We start from the raw sequence: 3,961 nt of genomic DNA on the forward strand, positions 1-3,961 counted from the left end.
TGGGCGCGCTGCTGCCCTACCGGGACGACGAGGGTCGGCCCCTGGGCGAGGAGATGGCGCCGTCCCAGGTCCAGGCCGGCGTGCCCATGGAGATGCGCGAGTGCCCCTACTCGGGCAGCCGCCGCAAGCACCCCCACCCGATGAACGTGTCGTCGCTGCGCCAGTTCAACCAGCACTGGCCCGCGGTGGTGGGTGGACTCGCCGAGCTACGCAACGCGTACCTCCAGGGCGTGAAGCGTCCGCTGGACGGACCCATCAACCTGATGGACCTGTGGAAGTTCAGCCGGCTGGGCATCGCCCTTCCCGCCTGGCTGCTGCGCCGCGCCGAGGCCCCGATGGCCGATGGGCAGCTGCCCGCCGTCACCGCCATCCTCTACCGCATGCTGCTGGGCATCAACCGCGTGGCCCACCTGCAGGTGCTCATCGTCATCTCCGCCGGCCTCTATGAGCAGATGGAGGCGCTCGATTCGGAGGTGCTCTATGAGTTCACCGACGCCAACGAGCTGTTCATCGGGATGAACTCGGTGTGCGCCGGCCCGCGCGGCCTCATCGAGGACTCGTTCAACGTCCTCATCGACGGCAAGCTCCCGGACAACGCCGACGTGTCCGAGGTGCGCGCCCTCGTGCAACCGTCCTTCCTCCAGTACGGCAACCTGCTGATGGGGATGGACGCGCAGAAGTACATCTTCGGTGCCAGCGCCGCCTCGCTCATCCACGTCCTGGCGCACCGGCTGTCCCATCCCGGGCCCGGAGAGCCCGCCCCGGGTGAGCTCGCCGCCGCGCTGGAGGCCTTCCAGCTCCAGACGCAGGAGCAGGTGAGCTCGCTGGCCCGGGAAGTGGCCGCCGCGGACGAGGAGGTGCGCTCGCGCACCCTGAAGGACCTGGAGCGCTTCCGGGCGGAGCTGGCCCAGGAGCAGCTCGCCCTGAGTGGCGAGGCCCTGGTCCCGCCCGCGCGCCCGGGTGAGGCCCGTCTGCCGACCTCCGAGGCCGTGGCGCGCGTCATGGCGCTGCTGGAGCAGGCCCGGCCCGTGGGCCCCGCGCTGCGCCCCTTCGCCGAGGCCCTGGTGGAGTACCTGGAGTTGGAGCGCCACCACCTGTCCGTCTTCGAGTACCTGCAGGCACGCATCGACCGCGTGCTCGGCCACGCGCCTCGGCCCCCGCGGTTGGGCAACGAGGACGTGAAGAAGGCCTTCGGGCCGAAGCTGCGCGACTTCGCCTCCGAGTTCTTCGGAGCGGAGATCCACAGCGGCGCCGAGCGCACGGTGATCCGCCTGGGCGCCCGCGAGTTGGTGCTCTGAAACCCGGGCGCGCCCCCGAGCGCCCGTCCATCCTTCCGATTTCCTCTTGTTGTTGGAGGTAGTTGTTCCATGGCCCCCCTCTTTCCCACCCTGCTGCACTGCCTGCGGCAACGCGCGAGCGAGCGGCCCGACACCGTCGCCTACACCTTCGTGGGCGATGACGAGTCCGACGAGACACGAATCTCCTACCAGGAGCTGGACCGGAGGGCCCGTGCCATCGCGGCCGCCCTCCAGCGGATGAATGCCCAGGGGGAGCGCGCCGTCCTCCTCTACCCACCGGGCCTGGACTACGTGGCCGCGTTCCTCGGCTGCCTCTACGCCAAGACGATCGCCGTCCCGGCCTACCCGCCGGACATCGGCCGGCTCCACCGCTCGCTGCCGCGGTTGCAGGCCATCCTCCAGGACGCGGGCGCCACCCTCCTGCTCACCAACGAGATGATCCTCTCGCTGGTGGGCGCGCTGGAGGAGCAGGCCCCCATGCTGCGCGAGCGGCGCTGGCTGGCCACCGATACCCTGGAGACGGGCCTCGAGGACGCCTGGCGCGAGCCGGAGGTGACGAGCGACACGCTGGCCTTCCTCCAATACACCTCGGGCTCCACGGGCACGCCCAAGGGCGTGATGCTCACGCACTCCAACCTCGTCCACAACTCGCACCTGATCGGCCACGCGTTCGAGCTGGGCGAGCGGTCGGTGGCGGTGAACTGGCTGCCGCCCTACCACGACATGGGCCTGATCGGCGGCATCCTCCAGCCGCTCTACAACGGCTTCCATGGCGTGCTGCTCTCGCCCATCACCTTCCTCCAGCGGCCGCTGCGCTGGCTCCAGGCCATCTCCCGGCACGGCGGCACGTGCGCGGGCGGCCCCAACTTCGCCTTCGACCTGTGCGTGCGGAAGATCTCCCCCGAGCAGCGCGAGGGGTTGAAGTTGAGCACCTGGGACGTGGCCTTCAGTGGCGCCGAGCCCATCCGCGCGCAGACGCTCGAGCGCTTCGCCGAGGCCTTCGCGCCCCAGGGCTTCCGGCCCGAGTTCTTCTACCCCTGCTACGGCCTGGCCGAGGGCACGCTCATCGCCGCGGGCGGCATCAAGGCGGAGCCGGTGCGGGCCGTGCGCTTCGAGGCGGACGCGCTCCAGCGGGGCCGCGGTGAGGTCCGCGCGGAAGGGACGGAGGGGACCGTCACGCTCGTGAGCAGCGGAATGAACCTGCCCTGGCAGACGCTCACCGTGGTGGACCCGAAGACGAACACCGCCCTGCCGGACGGGCAGGTGGGCGAGCTGTGGATGACCGGGCCCAGCGTGGCCACGGGCTACTGGGAGCGTCCCGAGGAGAACGCTCGGGTCTTCGGCGCCCGCCTCGCCACGGGCGAGGGCCCCTTCCTGCGCACCGGAGACCTGGCCTTCCTCCAGGACGGCCAGCTCTTCATCACCGGGCGGCTCAAGGACCTGCTCATCATCCGCGGTCGCAACCACTACCCGCAGGACCTCGAGAAGACGCTCGAGGAGAGTCATCCGGCCATTCGCCCCGGGTGCAGCGCCGCCTTCTCCGTGGACGTGGAGGGCGAGGAGCGACTGGTGGTGGCCGCCGAGGTGAACTCGCGCCAGGCGGTGGACGTCCAGACGCTGAGCGCCAACATCCGGCAGGCCATCTCCGAGCATCACGAGCTGTCCGTGCACGCGGTGCTGTTGCTCCAGGCCGGCGCGCTGCCGAAGACGTCCAGTGGCAAGGTGCAGCGTCACGCCTGCCGCAATGGCTTCCTGGACGGCTCGCTCGAGCTCGTCGGGGAGTGGCGGGCGCCCGTCACCCGGCGGGAGCCGTCCGCCGAGACGCCGTCCGAGGTGGGCTCGCTGGAGTGGTTGCGCTCCCGCGTGGCCTCGCTGGTGAACGTGCGCCCGGAGCAGCTCGCGCCGGGAGAGTCGCTCACCCGCCATGGCCTGGACTCGCTCCAGGTGCTGGAGCTGCACGCGGAGATCGAGCGCGCGCTGGGCGTGGTGCTGCCCCTGTCGTTCCTGATGCAGGGGCCCAGCCTGGAGGAGCTGACGGAGCGGCTGCGGAGCGAGACGCCCCGGACGCCCGCCCCGGACGTAAGCGCCGCCGAGGGGGAGCAGCCCCTCTCCCACGGCCAGCGGGCGCTGTGGTTCCTCCACGAGCTGGCCCCGAGCAGCACCGCCTACCACGTGTCGCGAGCGGTGCGCATCCGCTCGGAGCTGGACACCGAGGCCCTGCGCCGGGCCCTCCAGACGCTCGTGGACCGGCACCCGTCCCTGCGCACCCGCTTCCTCTCCGAGGAGGGCCAGCCGCGCCAGCAGGTGCTGCCCTCCGTGGAGCTGCCCTTCCACGTGGAGCAGGCCGCCCACCTGGATGACGCCGCGCTCCAGGCCCGCATCTCCGCCGAGGCCGAGCGCCCCTTCGATCTCCGGCAGGCCCCCCTGCTCCGCGTCCACGTGTGGACACGTCCGGGCGGAGAGCACGTCCTGCTGCTGAACCTGCACCACGTGGTGACCGACTTCTGGTCGCTGGCGGTCCTGGCCGACGAGCTGGGCACCCTGTACACGGCCGCGCGCAGCGGCACCCCGGTGGCGCTGCCGCCCCTGCCCCTCACGCCCGCGGACCACGCACGTCAGCAGCACGCGGCCCTCGCCTCGGAGGCGAGCGCCCCGGGCTGGAG

At 71.6% G+C, this 3,961-nt stretch carries 2 protein-coding genes; both read left to right on the forward strand.

Going from position 1 to position 3,961, the window contains the following annotated elements:
* Nucleotides 1–1,298 (forward strand): hypothetical protein (locus VF794_RS00085; RefSeq protein ID WP_331106460.1); only part of this gene is annotated, 1,298 nt, incomplete at its 5' end.
* Between the two features lie 69 nt (nucleotides 1,299–1,367).
* The coding region (locus tag VF794_RS00090) for an AMP-binding protein (RefSeq protein WP_331106462.1) at nucleotides 1,368–3,961 on the forward strand (2,594 nt) is incomplete at its 3' end.

This window comes from Archangium sp. (assembly GCF_036389735.1).
Classification (GTDB): Bacteria; Myxococcota; Myxococcia; order Myxococcales; family Myxococcaceae; genus Archangium.